Genomic DNA, 19,183 nt, shown 5'->3' with positions numbered 1-19,183 from the left:
GGGGACTGAATCTGCCATGTTCGTCGTGATTGCTGTCATCGCATAAGAGGTTCTTGAGGGCGGATAACGTGGGACGACCTTTATCCGGCAGTGTCATCTGATTAGTCGGTACGCTAGGCTTGTCGCTTGCTGAAAAGCCTCTCGTACTGCACCTGATGATTAATATGCTCGACTGGGATAGCCTCCGTTTTTTCTTTGCCTTTGTTCATGAGGGCACCTTAGCCGCGGCAGCACGTTCGCTGGGGGTGGAACACGCGACTGTGGTTCGCCGAATAGCTGCCCTCGAAGCCTCTTTGAACATGAAGCTGGTAGATCGCAGGGGCCGTGTTTACCAGCTGACCGAGGATGGTGTGAGGGTAGGTGAATATGCAGCGCAGATGGAGTCTGCATCCTTTGCACTCAGGCGATTCGCTGAAGGGGAAGAAAGTCGCATTGAGGGTGAGGTGATCTTGTCCGCACCTCCTGCGTATCTCGGAACTTTGGTGGCTCGGCGGCTCGGGGTATTACGCGAGCGTTATCCCCGGTTGCAGCTCAGACTCGTTGGAGCCAAGTCCACTGCGTCGTTGGCAAGAAAAGAAACCGATATTGCCATTACCTTCAGCAGGCCGGAAGAACAGAGTGTCGTCGCCAAAAACCTCGGCTCCTTGCGTTTTTACCCTCATGCTAGCAAGGACTACATCGATCAACGTGAACCTGAACAGTTCGAGTTCATTGGCTACGACCGCAGCATGGACGATTCAATCCAGCAGCAATGGCTCATGGATCGGCTGGGTGGACGGCCGCTCTCCGTCACCAGCAACGACCTGCGCATTCAGGCATTAGCTGCCGTAGGCAATGCTGGCATAGTTTTCCTGCCAGATTTTTTAGGCAAGGAATATGGGCTGGCGAGGGTCGACGTCGATATGGATCACACACCGCTGGAACTGCCCATCTGGCTCGCGTTTCATGAAGATCTGCGCAGCTCTCTAAAAATCCGAGCAGTCTTGGATTTCCTCATGGAAGGCTTAGTGCAGGCGCGGGAGCTGTGAATTTTTTCACATTCCATTTGTGGTTTTAGTGAATAGGTCGTCACCAAGCATATCTCTACCCTAGGCAGAACTTGAATTTCTGGCTAGAGATAGAGGCTCTTCAGCAATGAGCATTACCCATCCCCAACAAAGCTCAATGGCTGTGTACCGTACAGCGTGGATCGTGACCGCGATCTTTATACTGTCGAATGCGGCTACGCCGCTCTACAGCTCTTGGCAGCAATCCCTCGGCTTCGCGTCCGGAGTGCTGACGGTGATTTTTGCCTGCTACATCATCGGCCTCCTTCTAACTCTCACCGTCGCGGGGCAGTTGTCCGACCATTACGGGCGCAAGGCACTCCTACTGCCCTGTGTGGGGCTTGCCATCGTTGCAGCGATTTTGTTCGACCAGGCCAACAGCATTGGCGTCTTGATGCTTGGTCGCTTCCTCACAGGCGTTTCAGTAGGCCTTGTCGTATCCGGGGGTATGGCGAATGTTGTTGAGCATGCTCAGCCGCATCGCAAACATTTCGCTTCGCTAATGGCATCTGTCGCAATGGTGGCCGGAGCAGGCACCGGGCCGCTATTGGCAGGGATCGTGGCGCAATATTTTCCAAACCCGATCCACACAGTCTTCCGAATTGAGATTGCGATTTTGTGCGTGGCGCTCTTGGCGCTGCTCAATCAGAAAAACCTGAAGCTTGGGGTCGGTTCGTTTAAACCGCGCTTACCCACCGTTGCTAAGCAAAATCTCGGCATCGTGCTGTTAGGGATAGCGTTCTTCGGTCCTGGAATAACATCGACTTCATTCATCCTCTCGCTCGGCCCCAAGTTGATCGCCACATTTCTGGGCGTGAACAGTCCCCTTGTAACAGGTTGCATGGCCTTTTCCATGTTCCTCGTGGCCGTAGCCGTGCAGTTCGCAGCCAAGAAATTCAGCGGCCGTAGCGTATTTTCGCTAAGCGGGATCGCTACTATTTCGTCAATGATCTTCGTATGGATTGCGCTGGAAACCGGCTCTGCTCCATGGCTGATCACTTCTGCTCTGCTGGCAGGCGCGGGTCAAGGTTTGGGGCAGTTAGGTGGACTGACCCTTATTGCCGACGCTGTGCCAGCGCCGCGCCGTGCCGAAGCCAACGCAGTGTTCAATATGGGGGGGTATGTGCCCGCCGGTGCGATTCCGGTGTTAACTGGATATTTGATCGACTTCTGGGGACTGAGCATTGGAATCGGCGCACTTGCGCTCAGTATCGCTAGTCTTGCTTCTTTGGCGCTTATACAGCTCTGGAGGGGCGTCCCGAATCAAAGTCAAGCTCGCACAGATGGTGGGGCTTAAAGAGCCCACTTATGCGGCAGCGATCGATAATCTGACTCGCCCGCTGCGTTGGCAACCGCGTCAGCACATCTTGGGGAGAGGCATATGGGTCATGCCCAGGGGCACAGCCCTGCGCGGGGGAAGGCAAACGGGAATCCACAATGCGATTCAAGCCGCTCGACTGCATGGGCCGTTGTGTCGGCGCTGGCACAACCTGTTCCAAGCGGATCAAACGACCCTCAACCCGCGCGGGGTATCACACACCTCCCGCAGGGTCGGTGTGTCTGACGTACATATCGCCGCACTCCTTGGCGGCCTGCTCGTAAAGCTGGCGGTCAGGCCCAGGTTGCGCATGTTCTCGGCCTTCTCGGCCAGTCGCCCAAGACCGCGAAGCCGGTACGCACGGTTGGCGATGGGGATATCCGTCGTCTCTTCACGGAGTCTCTTTCGGGCAGCATGAAATAAGTCCACCCAGGTCTTGCCGAGCTTCTGCCCAGCAAACTTTGTCGGGTCGTACGTTTCGCACTGCTGGCGAGTGATCTCGATCCCGAACTCTGTCTTGACCGCTGCCACCACCTGAGAGCGCGTATCAAAGCAGGCCAGAGCCTGAACTATGAAGGCTTTGACCTCGCTTCGTAGTACTGCCATATGGTCGTCATCCGTCAATACCTGTCATGGAATCAGGCCGACTTGAGCAGACAGGTTCCGCAGGCCCTCGATATGTTCAATTTCCCCACCTCAGCAGGATTGTTTGCAGCGTCTACCAGGGCCTGAACGTCAGGGCTCGCACCGTAGCGGCGAACCACACCGACGAACTCCTCGACGTCATGGCTCTGCAGCTTCAGGTGTGCATGGTCTTCGTTGTGAATGCTGCCGGTGTCAACAAGGATTTCAGCCTGGAGCCATTCCCACACTTCAGGGGCTGGAGTCAGGCGAATACCGAAGCCGGAGAGATCGGACAGCTCAAGCAGCGATGCGGGAGGGCTAGGCCTGTCCACGGATCACCTGAAGCTTGAAATAGTGGCGGGTTGCCAGTAATGGTGGGGGTCAACTCAAACGCAGGAGCAATCTATGGACGACCGCTACATCGTGAAACCCACAATACACACGGAAAACGGTTCGGTGCGGAACGGCGTGGTTACTTCGCACGTTGCAGCGCGAGGCTTTCAGATCTACGACACCATTGAAAATAAGCGGCACCCGGATTGCTATATGAGCCGGTCCGAAGCGCAGGATGAATGTGACCGCCGGAACGGTCGATAGCAGATCCTCAGTGCCGCACTAACCTGCGGCACACCTACCCACCCAACTGACGCGCCTGAGTTTACAAATCTTCCCACCAGCGCAAGTGTCACGCATGACTAGACGTTGCGGAGCACTGGTAGAGACTCGGCTACTAATCGGAGAAGTACCGAAGCCAATAGGCTTCCCGGCAGGCATTGTTAAAGCTGATGTGGCTAGGACTGACCATTTTGTCGAGCGGCTGGCGAACAACTTCGTAGCTAATCCAGCATTCAGCACAGACTGCGTCGCTGGGAAAGTTATCCTGCTCAGCTAGCCGCTTGATGAGTGCACCATCATCGAAGGCATAAGTTTTCTCCTCCGCGGTAACTGTGAACCCCTGGTCGAGCCAGGTTTCTTGATTCGATTTCTCAAGACGACCGATGCGAGACGAGGACAACCCCAGGATGGCACTGACGTAATTGGCGAGGTGGTCCAAGTGAGCCATGGGCTGTGTCCACAAGAGGTCTAGAAGGGCCAGCTAAAGCGTTAATGCGTCAATGCGTCAATGCGTCAATGCGTCAATGCGTCAATGCGACTTTACTAACAAGGTTAGCCGCCCGACAACTCAGACCTTCGTTATAGAAGTGGACATGATCGCCCGATTGATCCCCCATGATGCTCTCTAGTATCACGACTTACTTGGTAGGACGATCGATACAACCTGACGTCTTGTCACAGCGCCGACAGTGCTCACAGTTCAATGTCCGGCACAGCCAGACTTTCACCCGCTGCCAGTAGGTGACCATGAAGACGTGCCGAACGCCGGCCAGGGCCAGGGATGCGTACAAAGTCGCCTCTGCCACCGACTGGGACATGATCAACCTGTCGTTGCGCACCAGCAGCGCGTAGCCGCTCAACGCGATAGCCGCGTAGATCAACTTCCCCAGCACACCGTCGCGGACCTTCCCGCTCAAGCAGCACCAGGTCGCCCATAGCGCAATCAGTCCAGCAGACCACGTTGCAACATGCTCCAGGATCATGTGCCACCTCCCCCGAACTTCAAACGAATGAACACCCAAAGGTCAGCAGCTTTGATTGCCCGGGTGATGGCGGCGATCAATGAGCCGCCGAAGGTGCCGAGCAGAAAACCGATACCGGCAACGCTGCGGGGCTCGACCACTCCCAGGTAAGCGCTTACCAGTCCGGTCAGGTAATGGGCGCACACAGCACCCGAGAAAATGAAGACGGCCCAGGCCTTTCGGTCTACCAGGTCGTCGCGGTGCCACCAGCTCGCGGCGAACGCGCCAACCAACCCCGCGGTAAACCAGGTATCCAGCCTGTCGAGCAGGCGGTACAGAAACTCCATGCGCTCGACTCCGTGGGGCATGTTTGAAATAGGTCCGCCCCAGCAGCACTCCCAGCCTTAGCGATGGGCGTGGTGGGGCCGAAAATGAAAAAGCCCCGATCAATATCGAGGCCTTGAAATTGGTGCGAGACTTCTCGCTTGTGAGAGGGTCGCCCTGACAGGCACGACCCTTTTGCTACTCCCGCCTCATCTGCGCGGGGTGAGATTGGGCATTACACCGCAAGCTCGTGTGGAGAGCGATCAGAACTCCCAGCCGATATGGCCGTAGGTTGGGTATGGGTCGGTACCGTTATGCTCGGCGCTGGTGTTGTCTGGGTAGTAGACCTTCCGTCGACGGATCGTTGGGGTGTACCCAAAGCGAGCCCAGACTGGTACCTCCTGGACAATAGCCAGACTGCCATTTGGCTGCAATCGCAGAGTGGCGCCCGGGTTGCCACCGGTCCCCGACTGCCAGATCGGAACGTTATTCGCCGCGTACACGACGAAATTGCCGTCATTTTGGAACACCGCTCGAACGGCGCCTTTGTTTTGGGTGTAGCTCGCCCATCGAACGCTCCAGTTCGGACCATAGTTCACGACGTTTCCGTCCCCTTGGAAAATCAGTGCACCATCGCCTGCAAAGTAAGGCACTCCCAGCTGCAGTTCAGTCGTGCCGCCGAATAGAAATGCGCTGCCACCCGGGTCAAGTGGGATGCCTGGTGTGCCGTTCCAGATAGCCCGAGAATCAACGATCACAATGTTCCCGTCATTCTGAACCTGGAGAAAGTTGCGATATGCAGCGGCATCAACGCTGTCCGGCGGGGTGCTGTTTACAGTACTCCAGCTCCGACTACGGGTATGGTCGACAAGAATCCCAGACTCAAATATGTAAAACGAGTTTGGAACAGCCGCAACCGGATTTCGGATGGTGTACGTGTAAGGGTTGTTGTAATCGGCAACCCATACCGTGGCACCATTGTCGTACAGAGCCAAATTCATATCAGGTTGAAGAATTAGCTTGAATCGCTTGCTCGGCGATTCCAAGTACTGGCCTGGGCTCATCGAGTTCCGAGGAGGCAATATTGCGCTGCCATTGTTGGTAAATTGAACGCGTGGTGGTCCGCTTGGTGCCATCTTTTTTCACCTATAGAGTCGAATGATTGTTCGCGAGAGATTCCGCTTTCATGTCGCTCAAAGGCGATGAGTTCGACGCTCTTGGCGTTGTCGACATACGTACTGCTACATCACCGTTATTACTTGGTGATGAGAATGTCGATAGTGCTGGTATCGCAGGTGTAGTTGGCCTTCTTGTCGAGAACCAAGTAAATGGCGGACGATTTGGTGACAGGCACTTTGCTGACCGAAAAGACCGCTCCGCTGCCTCTGACCAAGCTACCCGACTGAAGAACCGTGTCACCCTGATTCAAAGACCAAGCAACGCCATCACCGCAACTGTTGTGAATGCTGCTTACTCGCCCGAGAATATTGATCTCGCCCACCACAGGACTGGCCCAACGAATGACCGTCTGGCTGTTCTGGCCTGGGTGAAATGCCACGTCACCAGCTGCAATGGTAAAGCTGCCGTTTGCCGTGTAGGTGTAAGGTTTCAGGTGAACCGACACATGTGCCCCAGACACTTGATCCATCCAGCATGTAGCCGGGAGGTTGCTGCACGAGTCGGCTTTGAAGTACGGCAATGGGACGTAGTTTTCGGCCTTGTTCACACCAGACGAGTTCTGCATAAACGCCCAAGGAGAACCTTGTGGGGCACTCTCCTTTGCCAGAATTACATCCCTTGCCAAATTCCAGGACATTGCTGTGTCAGCAAAGGCACTCATGCTGGCACCAAAAAGCGCCAACAAACCGAGCAGGGAAACACTGATAGCTTTTTTCATTTGGATTGACCTATTGAGTCGAATGATTTTTTGCGGCGCAGTCCGCATTCATGCCGCTCAAAGGCGATGTGCTGAAGCTCAAGGCTTTCTAGCTGATCGATTGGCCTGAAATACCAGTCGACCATTTAAGAAAAAAGCCTCCCACTTTCGGGCGGTCTTTTTGCTCTGGGACTGGTCACGACGCCCTTACAAAGGAGTGACGCTTACCTTGTCGAGGAAAGCGAAGTGAGCATTTGGATCTTGATCGTTCCAGAAGCTCAGAGTCGTTTGAGGAGTGGTCGCGGTAAAGTCGTAGGTTTTGGTTTCCCAGACAGTTGCATCACCGGTTGCAACAGGAGTGTCGAAGCTCGTCGTTTGCCCTGCCACTTTGAGATTGATGATGCCGTTGCCAGTGCGATTCACGTACTTGGAGTTGCCGGCACTGAAGGTCAAGCGGTAGCGGGCTCCGACAACGGTATTGATGTTCTGCTGAATGCCGCCGCCGTTCAGATAGGTGTAGTTGGCGAGGTCAACACTCATCACACCATCGGCAGCCACGGAACTGCCGATCGAAGCCCTGACGTTCATGTACTCCACACCAGACAGAAAGGTCGTCCAGCCATTTACGAAGTCGGCCTGAGCTGGAGTGTTCAGGATGCAGTTATTGCCACAACCAGGTGCCTCAAAACTTCCGTTTACTACCATTTCAGCGCCGAAAGCGGCATTACCCGAAACCAGCAAGACAGCAGCCAGAGCAACTGGAGAAAAAGTTTTTTTGATTACTTTCATGTTCATACCTAAGAGTCGAATGATTTTTTGCGGAGCAGTCCGCATTCATGTCGCTCAAAGGCGATTACTCAAAGCTCAAGGCCTTCACACGAGTCGAGGAAGGTAAGCACCAACGACATGCTGGTTTTCGCTTCTGATGCGCTCGAGGAGTGGAATGACTATCTCAATAAAACACTGTATATGCAACCAGTATTTTTATGAGCTACGTCCCATCCCTGAAAATCTCACTCTGCCAATAACGTTCTATGCACTGGCCTGGGCATAGCCCAAGACGAAAAAGCCCCGATCAATATCTAGGCCCTGAATAGGTGCGATCGTCTTTCCGATCTGTCCGCCAGAGCCCCTCACAGCGTCAACGCCCCCTATGCATCAATCTCGCTGATCCAGTCTCGCGCCACCCGGTAAGCATTGATGGAGCAGAGTGCGCGGGCTGCCGGTGTTGATTCCGTGCGTCGCACAATCCGGCTATCGACGCCCAGGCTATCCCAAGGGGCTGTCCTGGCTACAGGTGAAACTGAGGCAATAAAAAGCCCCGCACTAGGCGGGGTCGGTATGCATTAGAGGCACAGGGGTTGTACGTCACCCGAAAATTAGCCCGGATGGCCTGTCGCTAGAACAGGACTTCATTTGCACAGCGATACGGTCACGCTGGCTGCTTGGAATAACGCATCAATACCGCATCTTTACTCATGACCGCCAGCGTCCGGCTTAGAACTTGCTCGCTAGAGAGATTATGAGCACTGAATATCTCTCCGTAATGCGCATGCGTCACTTTCGCAAAATAGGCTTGGTCTTTCTGATCAACACCCAGCAAAGCTGAATAACTATCCAGATATTCACCCTTGCCTCTCGCCATGTCCTCGGCAATACCATCCAGCATTCCATTCATGGCGAGCAGCGAGTGACCACCATATCCCATAGGCTTGCTCGTATCGCAGCCGTTCGTGCCGGAGGTCATGCCGAAGGTAGCATTGCCTAGAGTGCCGTTGGTAGTAGAGGCAAAAACATATGGACCAAGGCCTTTCTGTCCTTCAAACAGCATATTACCCCAACCACAACCAGCGCTTTTTTTAGGTGTATCCGCGTATGTTGATACTGCTGTCAGCATCAACGCACTTAAGGAAACAACCTTTACAAGGTTGAAAATCTCCATATTTTTTCCCCTTAATACTGTTGGCACAAAAGATAAATGCAGCTTGAGCGTAGCAAAGATATAAAGACACAGAGACTGTCGATTAAAAGCAGACAAAAAACCCGGCTCGATGGCCGGGTTTTGAGTTGGCTGTGCGTTTCGCGTTACTTGTGCATTATGGGAATAAGTACCGTCCCCCCGCCACGTCAATATATTACGCTGCACTTTCTTATTTTTCCGCGTAAATAACCTGCCATGGCGACTGTTGATCCTGATTATCCACTTCTTTCATGGCTGCTCGCAGGAAGCCCCAAACATCCTTCCAGTCCCTATCCCAGTGCTTTGGCTCGATGGCTACTCGATCACCCAAGAGGGGGAAGTTGAGCAAGAAAGCTGGTGCACTCTGGATTGCTCCGGGGGCAGCTGCGGCTGCGAGGGTGACTGTAGCTGCGGTCCATCTAAAGGGTGCAGCGAATGCGCTCCGCCGACGCGGCCAAGCTGGCCACCGCCCAGATGGAGCTCAAGAAAGCGAACGAGGCCTACAGCCTGCCGGCCCGTACCCAGGTCAACGACCAGAAGGCGGTCACAGAAGCCGAACAGGCCGGCCGTGACCTGGCCGGCCTGGACAAGTCCGCCAGCGAGCCGGTGACCGACGCAATGCTCAAGCGTGTGGAAGATGCAATCCGACCTCAAGGCCTGGACCCTGATTGCTGACCTGCTGGCACCCGATGGCATCCCGGGCGAGATCCTGGCCGGCGCTTTGAAGCCCTTCAATGACAGCTTGGCCAAGGGGTCACAGGTTGCCGGCTGGCCACTGGTACAGATCACCGCCGGCGGGCGCACCTACACGCTGCTGTCGGAATCGGAGCGCAGGCGTGTCGACGCCCTGCTGGCCCTGGCCATCGCAGAGCATTCAGGCCTGCGCTTCCTGGTCCTCGACCGCTTCGACGTGCTGGACCCACCACCCCTGCCAGCCCGCGGTCAGCTGTTCCGCCTGCTGATGGCGGCCAACAAGGCCGGCACCCTGGACAGCGCCATTGTCTGCGGCACATTGAAAGAGAAGCCCGCCAAGCTGCCGTCAGAAATCAATGCGGTCTGGATCGAGAACGGCATGGCCGTCGGCGACCAGCAGCTGCAGAAAGCCAGCTGCTCGGCTTGGCCAAGGACTGTCCGGCCCTGTTTCTCGAAGCTCGAAGATGCCCACATGACCTGAATGTCTGCATCCAGTAGGTGGGCATGGTCTTTGTTGTGAATGCTGCAAGTATCGGCAAGGATCTCGGCCTGGAGCCATTCCCACACTTCAGGGGCTGGAGTCAGGCGAATACCGAAGCCGAAGAGATCGGACAGCTCAAGCAGCGATGCTGGAGGGCTAGGTCTGTCCACGGATCACCTGAAGCTTGAAATAGTGGCTGGTTGCCAGTATTGGTAGCACCCCATTCATGGACAAGGAACACTTCATGAGCGAGCGTTACGCGACAAAAAAAGTAGTGACCGCAAACGTACAAGGAAATAAGAGCGGACAAAGTACTGGATCCCAATCTAGCTTTCACTGGGAGGTATAGGAGAAGTCCACAGGGCAGAAAATCGGAGAGTCATATCCTGGACAGGCTGAAGCCGAGAATGCCTGCCTCAAGCTGAACTATCCGCGCTCCTAATGTGCTCCGTGCCGCACTCACCAGCGGCACCCCCACTCTTCCAGCGCACTTATTTCCTGATACAGGCTCAGATCTCAAATTGGCGTCGATACGCCTCTACATGCTCAGGAAAGACTTCACCATAGTCAGGGTACTCGATACCCAGAACGACTAGCTCTATTGCATCAGCCCCACAATCGGCCGAGTAGTCAGCTATGGACGCGCCAGAAGCGCGAATCTCCTCTCCTCCAACAATACGCACCGTAAAATTGAAGTGCCTCTGATCACGCTGAGTAGAGGCTCGAACTTGACCTTGGATGCGGGAGTAGCCGGGGCCTGGAACAAATACACCGAAAGCTACCCCCATGGGCGGGTCGCCGAGCTCCAGATCGGACCAACCGATATGCTGCCCATTGCTGGAAACCTCGAATCGAGACATGAATGCTACCTAGAGAACGTGACTGAACCTATCCAAGGGTAACTCAATCGCTGGAATTATCGATTATCGCGCCACGATCTGGAGCATTCGAAAAAGTGGCGTGGATCAGCTCTCGGCTTTGCGGCTCATGAACCGATCGGAGTAATCCCGAAGTTTCTCTACTCCAACAAAGCCGACCATGCAGCCAGCGAAGGTGGCCAGGTCGGCCGGGAGGGTGAAGTACTCAAGCAAAGGGATAAGGCTGGGACCGATCAGGCCGCAGATGACGGCTTCCAGCACCATCTTGCGTCTGCTGCCACCACCATAGATCACTCGGAATACGGCAACAATGGCGGCCATACCACCTGCATAGATCTGTGGCTGAAAGGCCTTGCTCGCCACAAGAATGGCAGCATCACAAGCCATTACTCAGCCGCGGAGCTGGATCAGCTTATAAAAGCAGCAAACATGGTTTCAGCAACAGACTCGCGAGGTCCAGCGCTGACAATTTTGAAGAGGAGACAGCCATGAAAAAACGAGAAGTCACGCAAATGAAAAAGGCCAATGCTGTGAACATTGGCCTAAGTCATTGAAGAATATGGTCGGGACGGAGTGATTCGAACACTCGACCCCTAGCACCCCATGCTAGTGCGCTACCGGACTGCGCTACGCCCCGACTAGGCGTGAAACCTGTTTCACTTCTCAGGAAACGTTGAGAAATATACCGCAAGCTTTTGAAAAGTGGAAGTATTTAAATACACTGAATTACTTCTTGAGCACCACAAGCACATCTTCCAGCTCAGAGATCATCTGACGAATGAGTTGCTTGTATTGGGTCGTGTCGTCTTTGGCCTCATCACCGGAAAGGCGCAAACGCGCACCGCCGATGGTGAACCCCTGATCGTAAAGCAACGCACGGATCTGCCGGATCATCAGCACATCCTGGCGCTGATAATACCGGCGATTTCCGCGGCGTTTGACGGGGTTGAGTTGAGGAAACTCCTGCTCCCAATAACGCAGAACATGCGGTTTTACCGCACAAAGCTCACTGACTTCACCAATGGTGAAGTAGCGTTTACCCGGAATGACCGGCAGCTCGTCGTTATGACTTGGTTCCAGCATAAGCCTCAACTCGGGCCTTCAACTTCTGCCCTGGACGAAAGGTGACCACACGGCGAGCCGTGATCGGAATTTCTTCACCCGTTTTAGGATTGCGGCCAGGACGCTGGCGTTTATCCCGAAGGTCGAAGTTACCGAAACCGGACAATTTAACCTGTTCGTTATCTTCGAGAGCGTGCCTGATTTCTTCAAAGAATAGCTCGACCAATTCCTTGGCCTCGCGTTTATTCAGGCCTAGCTCTTCGTAGAGACGTTCGGCCATTTCAGCTTTCGTCAGAGCCCCCATACGTCACTTCCTTAACGTGGCGTTCAACCTTTGTTCGAGCGAGGTGAGGATGTTTTGCGTCGTGGAGTTCACCTCATCGTCATTAAGAGTGCGCGATGGATGCTGCCAGGTCAAGCCAACGGCAAGGCTTTTTCTATGTGGATCAATGCCTTTACCCTGATACACGTCAAATAGCCTGAGGTCCGTCAGCCATTCACCTGCATTCTCACGAATTACGTCCAATACCGCACTGGCCGCCACGTCACGATCCGCCAGCAATGCCAGGTCACGACGCACTTCAGGGAACCGCGAGAGTTCGTGGAACTTCGGTAAACGCCCCTGGGCAACTTCGCCCAAAACCAGTTCAAACACGTAAACCGGACGATCCAGGCCGAGGTGCTTCGCCAGCTCCGGGTGAATGGCGCCCAGATAACCGACTTCACGACCATCGCGCTCGATGCGTGCCGTCTGGCCTGGATGCAGTGCAGGATGCTGGCCTGGGACAAAGGCAAAGGCGTCCAGAGCACCTGCGAAACCCAATACCGCTTCGACATCTGCCTTGACGTCAAAGAAATCCACGCCATCGCGGCCTTGTGCCCAACCCTCAGGCAGCCGGCTACCGCAAACAACACCCGCCAACATGGGTTGCTGTTTCAAACCTTCCAATTGACCAACAAAACGCAGCCCGCTCTCAAACATACGGACGCGATCCTGCTGACGGTTCAAGTTGTGCTGAAGCACTTTGACCAGGCCCGGCCACAACGAGGAGCGCATGGCGGCCATATCTGCCGAAATCGGATTAGCCAGCAGTAGCGGTTCGACGCCTGGATTGAACAGTTCAAACAGCTTCGGATCGATGAAGCTATAAGTAACCGCTTCCTGATAGCCACGAGCGACCAGCAAACGGCGCAGTGCTGGTAGGTCACCTTGTGCTTCTGCTTTGGCTTGAGGGGCCAGGCGGGCCTGCGGATAACGAACCGGCAAGCGGTTGTAGCCATAAAGGCGTGCCAACTCTTCGATCAAGTCGACCTCAAGACTGATGTCAAAGCGATGACTCGGTACTTCAACACGCCACTGCCCGGCCCCGTCGGCGGTCACAATCAGCCCCAGCGCAGTGAGCAGACGCTCAACCTCAACGCCGTCGATCTCCATGCCCAGCATCTGAGTAACGCGTTCAGCACGCAACGTGACAGGTGCAACAGATGGCAAGTATTGCTCGCTGACAGTCTCGATAATCGGACCCGCTTCGCCGCCAGTAATCTCAAGCAGCAACCCTGTAGCACGCTCCATGGCTTCACGGGCCAGTTGCCAGTCAACGCCACGCTCATAGCGATGAGAGGCATCGGTATGCAGACCATAGGAGCGCGCCTTGCCGGCAACCGAAATCTGGTCGAAGAATGCGCTTTCCAGAAACACGTCACGGGTGTTCGCGGTGACGCCGCTGTGCTCGCCCCCCATTACCCCTGCAATTGCCAAAGCCCGGGTATGGTCGGCAATCACCAGGGTATCGCTGCGCAGCGTCACTTCCTGACCGTCGAGCAGCACCAGTTTTTCGCCCTCTTCCGCCATACGCACGCGGATACCGCCATTGATTTCAGCGAGATCGAAAGCGTGCAGAGGGTGGCCCAGTTCGAACATCACGTAGTTGGTGATATCCACGGCCGCGTCGATACTGCGCACATCGCCACGACGCAACCGCTCAACCATCCACAGAGGAGTCGGCTTGGACAGGTCGACATTGCGGATAACCCGCCCTAGGTAACGCGGGCAGGCCGCTGGAGCCAGCACCTCGACTGGACGCACTTCATCGTGCACCGGAGGGACAACTTTAACTTCCGGACGCTCTACTTTAGCCGCATACAGGGCACCAACCTCGCGAGCCAGACCGGCCAGCGACAGACAGTCACCGCGGTTCGGGGTCAAATCAACCTCGATGCTGGCGTCATCCAGGTTCAGGTAGGCACGAATATCCATACCCACAGGAGCGTCAGCCGGCAACTCCATCAGACCGTCATTGCCTTCACCGATCTGCAGCTCCGCCTGGGAGCACAACATGCCGTTGGACTCAACGCCACGCAGCTTTGCCTTCTTGATCTTGAAGTCGCCAGGCAACTCTGCACCGATCATCGCAAATGGAATCTTCAAGCCTTGGCGCACGTTTGGCGCACCGCACACAACCTGGAAGGTTTCCGCACCATTGCTGACCTGGCACACCCGCAGCTTGTCGGCATCAGGATGCTGCTCGGTGCTTAGCACTTCACCCACCACTACACCGCTGAAAACACCGGCGGCCGGCGTTACGCTGTCGACCTCAAGACCGGCCATCGATAGACGAGCTACCAGCTCGTCGCGACTCACCTGCGGGCTAACCCAGCCACGCAGCCATTGTTCACTGAATTTCATCCTGCTCTCCTAATAGATTCGTTACGGACGCGCGACTAGCGAAATTGCGCAAGAAACCGCAAGTCGTTATCGAAGAACAGGCGCAAGTCATTGACACCGTAACGCAGCATGGCCAGACGCTCGACGCCCATGCCGAAGGCAAAGCCCTGGAACTCTTCCGGATCAATCCCGGACATACGCAGCACATTCGGATGAACCATGCCGCAACCCATGACTTCCAGCCAGCCGGTTTGTTTGCAGACACGGCAGCCTTTACCGCTACACATCACGCACTCCATATCGACTTCGGCGGAGGGTTCGGTGAACGGGAAGTACGAAGGACGGAAACGTACGGCCAGCTCTTTTTCAAAGAACACCCGTAGAAACTCTTCGATAGTGCCTTTAAGGTCGGCGAAATTGATATCGCGATCGACCAGCAAGCCTTCCACCTGATGGAACATTGGCGAATGGGTGATATCCGAGTCGCTACGGTACACACGGCCTGGGCAGACAATGCGAATCGGCGGCTGCTGCGATTCCATGGTGCGGACCTGTACCGGAGAGGTATGGGTGCGCAACAGCATGTTCGCATTGAAATAGAAGGTGTCATGCATCGAACGGGCCGGGTGATGGCCTGGGATGTTGAGCGCTTCAAAGTTGTGATAATCGTCTTCGACCTCTGGGCCTTCGGCGATACCGTAGCCAATATGGGTGAAGAACTGCTCGATACGTTCCAGGGTCCGCGTAATCGGGTGCAGACCACCGGAGGTCTGGCCACGGCCCGGCAGGGTCACGTCAATGCACTCGGCTGCGAGTTTGGCGCTAAGTTCCGCCTCCTCGAAAGCCGCTTTGCGTGCATTGAGAACCTCTGTCACGCGCTCCTTGGCAACGTTGATCAACGCACCGACTTGCGGACGTTCTTCGGCTGGCAGGTTGCCCAGGGTCTTCATCACCTGAGTCAGCTCGCCCTTCTTGCCAAGGAAGTGAACCCGGATCTGCTCCAGGGCATTGATGTCTTCAGCGTGTTGCACGGCCTCAAGTGCTTGAGAAACCAGCGCATCCAGGTTTTCCATGTACAGACTCCAGATACAAAATAGGGGAAGAGCTTGAAGGCTCTTCCCCTATTTATGACGTTTAACACCTGGAGCCACAAAGGTGACGCCAGGTGACTGTCGGGGGTACTTAAGCCAAGGTGGCTTTAGCTTTCTCGACAATCGCAGCAAACGCCGCTTTTTCGTTCACTGCCAGATCAGCCAGAACCTTACGGTCGATCTCGATGGACGCTTTTTTCAGGCCGGCGATGAAACGGCTGTAGGACAGACCGTTAATACGAGCACCAGCGTTGATACGAGCGATCCACAGAGCGCGGAACTGACGTTTTTTCTGACGACGGTCACGGTAGGCGTATTGGCCTGCCTTGATTACCGCTTGCTTGGCAACACGGAATACGCGCGAGCGAGCGCCGTAGTAGCCTTTAGCAAGTTTCAGAATTTTTTTGTGACGCTTACGGGCAATGACGCCACGCTTTACACGAGCCATGAGTTACTTCCTCTTTCTTGATCCAAAAATTAACGAAGGCGCAGCATGCGCTCGACTTTTGCCACGTCAGACGGATGCAGCAAGCTGCTACCGCGCAGTTGACGCTTACGCTTGGTCGACATTTTGGTCAGGATGTGGCTCTTGAAAGCGTGCTTGTGCTTGATACCGTTAGCAGTTTTCAGAAACCGCTTAGCAGCACCACTTTTGGTTTTCATCTTTGGCATGTTCGGATACTCCGCATTCAGTTGATAAACATAATCAGAAGGCCTGCCGTGCCCTGTTGATTACTTCTTCTTTTTCGGGGCGATGACCATGATCAGCTGGCGTCCTTCCATCTTAGGATGCTGTTCGACCGAACCGTACTCTTGCAGGTCAGCTTCAACCCGCTTGAGGAGTTCCATCCCCAGCTCCTGGTGGGCCATCTCACGGCCGCGGAATCGCAAGGATACCTTGGCCCTGTCCCCATCACTCAGGAAACGTACCAGGTTGCGCAGTTTTACCTGGTAATCCCCTTCCTCCGTCCCTGGACGAAACTTGATTTCTTTAACCTGAATCTGCTTCTGGTTTTTCTTCGCCGCGGCAACCTGCTTCTTCTTTTCGAAGATCGATTTGCCGTAGTCCATCAGCTTGCAAACAGGGGGCACTGCATCGGCGGAAATCTCCACCAGATCTAGCTTGGCCTCTTCAGCCTTAAGAAGCGCGTCTTCAATTGACACAATCCCAAGCTGTTCACCTTCAGCGCCAATTAACCGAACCTCGCGTGCCGAGATATTCTCGTTGATCGGGGCTTTCGGTGCAGCTCGTTTATCTTGTCTCATATCACGCTTAATAATAATTACTCCGAATCTTGGCGACCACGCCGGGAAACCGCTTGTGCGAGGAACTCCGAGAATTGGGCGATAGGCATCGAGCCCAGGTCTTCACCTTCACGGGTACGCACAGCGACAGTCTGCATCTCGACCTCCCGATCTCCGATAACCAAGAGATAGGGAACCTTGAGCAAAGTATGCTCGCGGATTTTAAAGCCGATCTTTTCATTTCTCAAGTCGGACTTGGCACGAAATCCGCTTTGATTGAGTGTTTTTTCCACTTCAAGGGCAAAATCAGCCTGTTTATCAGTGATATTCATCACCACAGCCTGAGTCGGAGCCAACCATGCAGGGAAAGCCCCTTCATAATGCTCAATCAGAATTCCGACAAAACGCTCGAAGGATCCAAGAATTGCACGGTGCAACATGACCGGATGCTTTCGGCTGTTGTCTTCGGAAACGTACTCAGCCCCCAAACGGATTGGCAGGTTGAAGTCCAGCTGCAAAGTACCGCACTGCCACACACGACCCAGACAGTCTTTGAGCGAGAACTCGATCTTCGGACCGTAGAACGCGCCTTCACCTGGCTGCAGATCATAGGGCAGACCTGCACTGTCCAGCGCAGCCGCCAGAGCATTTTCCGCCCGGTCCCACAATTCATCTGAGCCCACGCGCTTTTCAGGACGAGTGGAAAGCTTCATCTCGATGTCTTTAAAGCCAAAATCGGCATAGACATCCATGGTCAGCTTGATGAAAGCGGCAGATTCGGCCTGCATTTGGTCTTCAGTACAGAAGATATGGGCGTCATCTTGAGTAAAACCACGCACACGCATGATGCCGTGCAGCGCGCCAGAAGGCTCGTTACGGTGGCAAGCACCGAATTCGGCCAGGCGCATCGGCAGCTCGCGGTAGCTTTTCAAGCCCTGATTGAACACCTGCACATGGCAAGGGCAGTTCATCGGCTTGATCGCGTAGTCGCGGCTTTCGGACTCAGTGGTGAACATATTCTCGGAGTAGTTGGCCCAGTGCCCGGATTTCTCCCAGAGACTGCGATCGACCACTTGCGGAGTCTTGATCTCCAGATAACCGTTGTCACGCTGCACCTTGCGCATGTACTGCTCAAGAACCTGGTACAGAGTCCAGCCATTCGGGTGCCAGAAGACCATGCCAGGCGCTTCTTCCTGGGTATGAAACAGGCCCAGACGCTTGCCGATTTTGCGATGGTCGCGCTTTTCAGCTTCTTCGATACGCTGGATATAAGCCGCCAACTGCTTCTTATCCGCCCAGGCAGTACCGTAAACCCGCTGCAACTGCTCGTTCTTTGCGTCACCGCGCCAGTAGGCACCAGACAGCTTGGTCAACTTGAACGATTTCAGGAAACGCGTGTTCGGCACGTGCGGACCGCGACACATGTCGACATATTCTTCGTGATAGTAGAGACCCATTGCCTGCTCGTTCGGCATGTCCTCAACCAGGCGCAATTTGTAGTCTTCGCCACGCGCCTTGAACACTTCGATCACGTCTGCACGCGGAGTGACTTTCTTGACCACGTCGTAATCTTTCTCGATCAGCTGCTGCATGCGCTGCTCGATAGCCGCCATGTCCTCGGGAGTGAAAGGACGCTCGTAGGCGATGTCGTAATAGAAGCCGTCATCGATAACCGGACCAATGACCATCTTGGCGGTTGGATACAACTGCTTGACTGCATGCCCCACCAAGTGAGCACAAGAGTGGCGAATGATCTCCAGCCCCTCTTCGTCCTTTGGCGTGATGATTTGCAGGGTCGCGTCGCTGTCGATCACATCGCAAGCGTCGACCAGCTTGCCGTTGACCTTACCGGCCAGAGTGGCCTTGGCCAGACCTGCGCCAATGGACGCGGCGACCTCGGCTACGGAAACCGGATGATCAAATGAACGTTGACTGCCGTCGGGAAGAGTAATAGTTGGCATGGCGCCTCCTCTCCTAGTGGTGACCCCTACCAAAGGTCACGTGGGTTGGGATGAGCCAGTACGCGATTCAGTCCAGCCGTTCAACATCGAACGCCTGCCTCACAGTGGCAAGAGCCTTGCGGCCAACCAGGAAACCGAACCAGAGTGACTGGGGTTCAAATCAAAAAAATTAATGAGGCATAAACGGCAAGGGAAATAAAAAGACCCAAAGCTTGAAAACACCCAAGCCGGGCATGCTAGCACAGAAAAATCGTAATCACCGCGCGACGCGTTTCCCCATATGCGCTTTCTGGTCTTTTATTTAAGAAAATGAACTTGGGATGTACGTCTGGCCTCAAATACCCCGAGAATCGTCGCCCTTGTTATCGACCTCAGGAGAATT

Annotated in this window: 23 protein-coding genes, 1 tRNA gene and 4 pseudogenes; 7 read left to right on the top strand and 21 right to left on the bottom strand. The window is 54.8% G+C overall.

The features are described from left to right. Positions 1-164: 164 nt before the first annotated feature. The 3 genes and pseudogenes from GV819_RS27735 to GV819_RS33355 all read left to right on the top strand — a co-directional run. Complete coding sequence (locus GV819_RS27735; RefSeq protein ID WP_178126109.1) at positions 165-1,028, top strand: LysR family transcriptional regulator; 864 nt, start codon at positions 165-167, stop codon at positions 1,026-1,028. Between the two features lie 106 nt (positions 1,029-1,134). Then, positions 1,135-2,343 carry an MFS transporter gene (locus GV819_RS27730; RefSeq protein ID WP_161759224.1) on the top strand — a complete coding sequence of 403 codons (1,209 nt, stop codon included), beginning with the start codon at positions 1,135-1,137 and terminating at the stop codon, positions 2,341-2,343. A 96-nt stretch (positions 2,344-2,439) separates the two neighbouring features. After that, positions 2,440-2,526: pseudogene (locus tag GV819_RS33355) on the top strand (DNA cytosine methyltransferase); the annotation flags it as partial. An 82-nt stretch (positions 2,527-2,608) separates the two neighbouring features. Here GV819_RS33355 and GV819_RS27720 read toward each other — a convergent pair. The 9 genes and pseudogenes from GV819_RS27720 to GV819_RS27680 form a co-directional block, all read right to left on the bottom strand. Beyond that, a pseudogene (locus GV819_RS27720) lies at positions 2,609-2,970 on the bottom strand (DUF2280 domain-containing protein); the annotation flags it as partial. A gap of 32 nt (positions 2,971-3,002) precedes the next feature. Next, positions 3,003-3,320, bottom strand: coding sequence for a putative metallopeptidase (locus GV819_RS27715; protein WP_161759223.1), 318 nt, complete (start codon positions 3,318-3,320; stop codon positions 3,003-3,005). A gap of 398 nt (positions 3,321-3,718) precedes the next feature. Then, on the bottom strand, positions 3,719-4,051 hold the full coding sequence (locus tag GV819_RS27710; protein WP_161759222.1) for a hypothetical protein: 333 nt from the start codon (positions 4,049-4,051) through the stop codon (positions 3,719-3,721). 190 nt (positions 4,052-4,241) lie between these two features. After that, positions 4,242-4,586, bottom strand: a complete 345-nt coding sequence (locus GV819_RS27705) for a hypothetical protein (RefSeq protein ID WP_161759221.1) — start codon at positions 4,584-4,586, stop codon at positions 4,242-4,244. Beyond that, positions 4,583-4,912: an MFS transporter gene (locus GV819_RS27700; protein ID WP_161759220.1), complete on the bottom strand. Its 330-nt coding sequence runs from the start codon at positions 4,910-4,912 to the stop codon at positions 4,583-4,585. Before GV819_RS27700 ends, GV819_RS27705 begins: the two co-directional genes overlap by 4 nt. A 240-nt stretch (positions 4,913-5,152) precedes the next feature. After that, the gene (locus GV819_RS27695; RefSeq protein WP_161759219.1) at positions 5,153-6,025 is read right to left on the bottom strand and encodes a putidacin L1 family lectin-like bacteriocin; all 873 of its coding nucleotides are present in this window, start codon (positions 6,023-6,025) and stop codon (positions 5,153-5,155) included. A gap of 119 nt (positions 6,026-6,144) precedes the next feature. Then, positions 6,145-6,786 (bottom strand): hypothetical protein, encoded by a 642-nt coding sequence (locus tag GV819_RS27690; protein WP_161759218.1) that lies wholly within the window; start codon positions 6,784-6,786, stop codon positions 6,145-6,147. A gap of 186 nt (positions 6,787-6,972) precedes the next feature. After that, complete coding sequence (locus GV819_RS27685) at positions 6,973-7,554, bottom strand: DUF642 domain-containing protein (protein WP_161759217.1); 582 nt, start codon at positions 7,552-7,554, stop codon at positions 6,973-6,975. A 643-nt stretch (positions 7,555-8,197) separates the two neighbouring features. After that, positions 8,198-8,662 carry a DUF3015 domain-containing protein gene (locus GV819_RS27680; protein WP_256667627.1) on the bottom strand — a complete coding sequence of 155 codons (465 nt, stop codon included), beginning with the start codon at positions 8,660-8,662 and terminating at the stop codon, positions 8,198-8,200. Between the two features lie 498 nt (positions 8,663-9,160). Between GV819_RS27680 and GV819_RS27675 the strand changes: the two genes are divergently transcribed. Together GV819_RS27675 and GV819_RS27670 are read left to right on the top strand one after the other, a co-directional pair. Continuing rightward, positions 9,161-9,400, top strand: a complete 240-nt coding sequence (locus GV819_RS27675; RefSeq protein ID WP_161759216.1) for a hypothetical protein — start codon at positions 9,161-9,163, stop codon at positions 9,398-9,400. Next, the gene (locus GV819_RS27670; protein ID WP_161759215.1) at positions 9,363-9,899 is read left to right on the top strand and encodes a hypothetical protein; all 537 of its coding nucleotides are present in this window, start codon (positions 9,363-9,365) and stop codon (positions 9,897-9,899) included. Before GV819_RS27675 ends, GV819_RS27670 begins: the two co-directional genes overlap by 38 nt. Here GV819_RS27670 and GV819_RS33350 read toward each other — a convergent pair. From GV819_RS33350 to GV819_RS27660, 3 genes and pseudogenes are all read right to left on the bottom strand, one after another. After that, positions 9,824-10,069 (bottom strand): annotated as a pseudogene (locus tag GV819_RS33350) (putative metallopeptidase); the annotation flags it as partial. The gene GV819_RS27670 and the pseudogene GV819_RS33350 overlap by 76 nt on opposite strands. Before the next feature lie 339 nt (positions 10,070-10,408). Continuing rightward, entirely contained in the window at positions 10,409-10,759 is a 351-nt protein-coding gene (locus tag GV819_RS27665) for a hypothetical protein (RefSeq protein ID WP_161759214.1), read from the bottom strand. 105 nt (positions 10,760-10,864) lie between these two features. Next, positions 10,865-11,164 carry a phage holin, lambda family gene (locus GV819_RS27660; RefSeq protein WP_161759213.1) on the bottom strand — a complete coding sequence of 100 codons (300 nt, stop codon included), beginning with the start codon at positions 11,162-11,164 and terminating at the stop codon, positions 10,865-10,867. On the opposite strand from GV819_RS27660, the pseudogene GV819_RS33345 reads away from it, so the two are divergent. Then, positions 11,123-11,269, top strand: a pseudogene (locus GV819_RS33345) (tyrosine-type recombinase/integrase); the annotation flags it as partial. The gene GV819_RS27660 and the pseudogene GV819_RS33345 sit on opposite strands and share 42 nt — an antisense overlap. 68 nt (positions 11,270-11,337) lie before the next feature. On the opposite strand, the gene GV819_RS27650 reads toward GV819_RS33345, so the two are convergent. From GV819_RS27650 to thrS, 9 genes are all read right to left on the bottom strand, one after another. Further along, positions 11,338-11,414, bottom strand: a tRNA-Pro gene (locus tag GV819_RS27650). Positions 11,415-11,503: 89 nt separating this feature from the next. Continuing rightward, positions 11,504-11,860 carry a MerR family transcriptional regulator gene (locus GV819_RS27645; protein ID WP_007920509.1) on the bottom strand — a complete coding sequence of 119 codons (357 nt, stop codon included), beginning with the start codon at positions 11,858-11,860 and terminating at the stop codon, positions 11,504-11,506. Beyond that, positions 11,841-12,143, bottom strand: a complete 303-nt coding sequence (gene ihfA / locus GV819_RS27640) for an integration host factor subunit alpha (RefSeq protein WP_002553164.1) — start codon at positions 12,141-12,143, stop codon at positions 11,841-11,843. The genes GV819_RS27645 and ihfA overlap by 20 nt, the downstream gene beginning before the upstream one ends. 3 nt (positions 12,144-12,146) lie before the next feature. After that, entirely contained in the window at positions 12,147-14,525 is a 2,379-nt protein-coding gene (gene pheT, locus GV819_RS27635) for a phenylalanine--tRNA ligase subunit beta (RefSeq protein WP_161759212.1), read from the bottom strand. A 35-nt stretch (positions 14,526-14,560) separates the two neighbouring features. Continuing rightward, the gene (gene pheS, locus GV819_RS27630; RefSeq protein WP_161759211.1) at positions 14,561-15,577 is read right to left on the bottom strand and encodes a phenylalanine--tRNA ligase subunit alpha; all 1,017 of its coding nucleotides are present in this window, start codon (positions 15,575-15,577) and stop codon (positions 14,561-14,563) included. A gap of 109 nt (positions 15,578-15,686) precedes the next feature. Next, entirely contained in the window at positions 15,687-16,043 is a 357-nt protein-coding gene (gene rplT, locus GV819_RS27625; RefSeq protein ID WP_007905879.1) for a 50S ribosomal protein L20, read from the bottom strand. Between the two features lie 29 nt (positions 16,044-16,072). Further along, positions 16,073-16,267, bottom strand: coding sequence for a 50S ribosomal protein L35 (gene rpmI, locus GV819_RS27620; RefSeq protein WP_002553160.1), 195 nt, complete (start codon positions 16,265-16,267; stop codon positions 16,073-16,075). 60 nt (positions 16,268-16,327) lie between these two features. Next, positions 16,328-16,879: a translation initiation factor IF-3 gene (gene infC, locus GV819_RS27615; protein ID WP_368668950.1), complete on the bottom strand. Its 552-nt coding sequence runs from the start codon at positions 16,877-16,879 to the stop codon at positions 16,328-16,330. After that, on the bottom strand, positions 16,879-18,801 hold the full coding sequence (gene thrS / locus GV819_RS27610; protein WP_161759209.1) for a threonine--tRNA ligase: 1,923 nt from the start codon (positions 18,799-18,801) through the stop codon (positions 16,879-16,881). Before thrS ends, infC begins: the two co-directional genes overlap by 1 nt. Here thrS and GV819_RS27605 point away from each other — a divergent pair. Continuing rightward, entirely contained in the window at positions 18,800-18,949 is a 150-nt protein-coding gene (locus GV819_RS27605; protein ID WP_161759208.1) for a hypothetical protein, read from the top strand. The two genes, thrS and GV819_RS27605, sit on opposite strands and share 2 nt — an antisense overlap. Positions 18,950-19,183 lie beyond the last annotated feature (234 nt).

The sequence above is a fragment of the Pseudomonas sp. Fl5BN2 genome, assembly GCF_009908205.1.
Taxonomy (GTDB): domain Bacteria; phylum Pseudomonadota; class Gammaproteobacteria; order Pseudomonadales; family Pseudomonadaceae; genus Aquipseudomonas.
Note: the sequence above shows the minus strand (reverse complement) of the source record. Positions and strands in the feature narration are given on the sequence as shown.

Bases quoted from the DNA above. Each gene is read 5' to 3' on its own strand.
- GV819_RS27735 (WP_178126109.1), top strand. From the start codon at position 165: ATGCTCGACTGGGATAGCCTCCGTTTTTTCTTTGCCTTTGTTCATGAG.
- GV819_RS27730 (WP_161759224.1), top strand. From the start codon at position 1,135: ATGAGCATTACCCATCCCCAACAAAGCTCAATGGCTGTGTACCGTACA.
- GV819_RS27710 (WP_161759222.1), bottom strand. From the start codon at position 4,051: ATGGCTCACTTGGACCACCTCGCCAATTACGTCAGTGCCATCCTGGGG.
- GV819_RS27705 (WP_161759221.1), bottom strand. From the start codon at position 4,586: ATGATCCTGGAGCATGTTGCAACGTGGTCTGCTGGACTGATTGCGCTA.
- GV819_RS27700 (WP_161759220.1), bottom strand. From the start codon at position 4,912: ATGGAGTTTCTGTACCGCCTGCTCGACAGGCTGGATACCTGGTTTACC.
- GV819_RS27695 (WP_161759219.1), bottom strand. From the start codon at position 6,025: ATGGCACCAAGCGGACCACCACGCGTTCAATTTACCAACAATGGCAGC.
- GV819_RS27690 (WP_161759218.1), bottom strand. From the start codon at position 6,786: ATGAAAAAAGCTATCAGTGTTTCCCTGCTCGGTTTGTTGGCGCTTTTT.
- GV819_RS27685 (WP_161759217.1), bottom strand. From the start codon at position 7,554: ATGAAAGTAATCAAAAAAACTTTTTCTCCAGTTGCTCTGGCTGCTGTC.
- GV819_RS27680 (WP_256667627.1), bottom strand. From the start codon at position 8,662: ATGCTGACAGCAGTATCAACATACGCGGATACACCTAAAAAAAGCGCT.
- GV819_RS27675 (WP_161759216.1), top strand. From the start codon at position 9,161: ATGCGCTCCGCCGACGCGGCCAAGCTGGCCACCGCCCAGATGGAGCTC.
- GV819_RS27670 (WP_161759215.1), top strand. From the start codon at position 9,363: ATGCAATCCGACCTCAAGGCCTGGACCCTGATTGCTGACCTGCTGGCA.
- GV819_RS27665 (WP_161759214.1), bottom strand. From the start codon at position 10,759: ATGTCTCGATTCGAGGTTTCCAGCAATGGGCAGCATATCGGTTGGTCC.
- GV819_RS27660 (WP_161759213.1), bottom strand. From the start codon at position 11,164: ATGGCTTGTGATGCTGCCATTCTTGTGGCGAGCAAGGCCTTTCAGCCA.
- GV819_RS27645 (WP_007920509.1), bottom strand. From the start codon at position 11,860: ATGCTGGAACCAAGTCATAACGACGAGCTGCCGGTCATTCCGGGTAAA.
- ihfA (WP_002553164.1), bottom strand. From the start codon at position 12,143: ATGGGGGCTCTGACGAAAGCTGAAATGGCCGAACGTCTCTACGAAGAG.
- pheT (WP_161759212.1), bottom strand. From the start codon at position 14,525: ATGAAATTCAGTGAACAATGGCTGCGTGGCTGGGTTAGCCCGCAGGTG.
- pheS (WP_161759211.1), bottom strand. From the start codon at position 15,577: ATGGAAAACCTGGATGCGCTGGTTTCTCAAGCACTTGAGGCCGTGCAA.
- rplT (WP_007905879.1), bottom strand. From the start codon at position 16,043: ATGGCTCGTGTAAAGCGTGGCGTCATTGCCCGTAAGCGTCACAAAAAA.
- rpmI (WP_002553160.1), bottom strand. From the start codon at position 16,267: ATGCCAAAGATGAAAACCAAAAGTGGTGCTGCTAAGCGGTTTCTGAAA.
- GV819_RS27605 (WP_161759208.1), top strand. From the start codon at position 18,800: ATGGCGCCTCCTCTCCTAGTGGTGACCCCTACCAAAGGTCACGTGGGT.
- thrS (WP_161759209.1), bottom strand. From the start codon at position 18,801: ATGCCAACTATTACTCTTCCCGACGGCAGTCAACGTTCATTTGATCAT.